Raw genomic sequence first — 1,004 nt, 5'->3', positions numbered from 1 at the left:
GGCAGGAACTGCGTGTGTCCGATCTCGCCATGCGCCGCCCCGACCGACGAGGCTGTCAGCGCCCCGCGATCGACCAGCTTCAGGGCGGCGATCGCATGCGGGTAGAAGAACCCCGGGCGGCGGCAATCATAGGCAAGCGTCAAAATCGCAGAGACGGTGTTCTGGTTGCCCATGGCCGAACCGAAGCCGGTTTCCATACCCCAGATGGCCAGCAACACGCCCGGCGACACGCCGTAATTCGCTTCGATCTTGGAGAACAGCGCCGCATTCGACTTCTTCAGCGACCGGCCCTTGGAGATAATCGCCGCGCCGCCGCGCCGCCGCATGAAATCGTCCACCGAGCCGCTGAAGGCCTTGTGAATGCCGCGGTCGACGGAGATCGTCTTTGTCGCGTAGTTCGCCCCGGCCAGAGCGGCCAGCCCCTTGGCGCCCACACCTTCCGACCTGGCCTGCGCGGCAAAGTCCTGCTTCCAGGCCTCGAAGCCGGCGCCGGTCTTGCCGCAGCTGGCCGCTGCCTGTGCGCCCGTCGCCAGCGCAAGCACCGCCATCGCGGCCGCTGCAAACATCTTTCCCTTGGCAAGAATTGCCATGTTGATCTCCTGGTTGCCTGAATCACGTCCCAATTGCGAACTTGCCAGCGAAACGCGCACTTGTCACTGTCACCGCTGCAATGCTGGCGAATGCCGTGGAATTTGCCTAGGATCAAGTGATTATTGTGGCAAGGGGGCTGCATGCAAGACGTTGATGTCGTCATCATCGGCGCCGGCTCGGCGGGTCTTGCCGCTGCCAAAACCCTGCAGGCGGCGGGGCTTTCCTTCACGCTGCTCGAAGCGATGGACAGAATCGGCGGGCGAGCCTGGACCAGCGACCAGCATTTCGGCGTGCCTTTCGACATCGGCTGCGCCTGGCTGCATGCCGCCGACCGCAATCCCTATTTTCCCGAAGCGCAAGTGGCAGGCTGGACGTTGCATCATCACGACATGAATGTCGATCATCTCTACTAC

At 62.9% G+C, this 1,004-nt stretch carries 2 protein-coding genes; one reads left to right on the top strand and one right to left on the bottom strand.

The window, feature by feature from the left end; all coding sequences use genetic code 11:
- Positions 1–590: lytic transglycosylase domain-containing protein (locus EN914_RS36490; RefSeq protein ID WP_127389739.1), on the bottom strand; the 590-nt coding region annotated here is incomplete at its 3' end.
- Positions 591–731: 141 nt separating this feature from the next.
- Here EN914_RS36490 and EN914_RS36485 point away from each other — a divergent pair.
- Positions 732–1,004, top strand: a 273-nt coding sequence (locus EN914_RS36485; RefSeq protein WP_127312802.1) for an FAD-dependent oxidoreductase, incomplete at its 3' end; no start/stop codon positions are given.

This window comes from Mesorhizobium sp. M7A.F.Ca.CA.001.08.2.1 (genome assembly GCF_003998455.1).
GTDB lineage: Bacteria > Pseudomonadota > Alphaproteobacteria > Rhizobiales > Rhizobiaceae > Mesorhizobium > Mesorhizobium ciceri.
The sequence above is the reverse complement of the archived record's forward strand: the minus strand, read 5'-3'. Positions and strand labels throughout refer to the sequence as shown.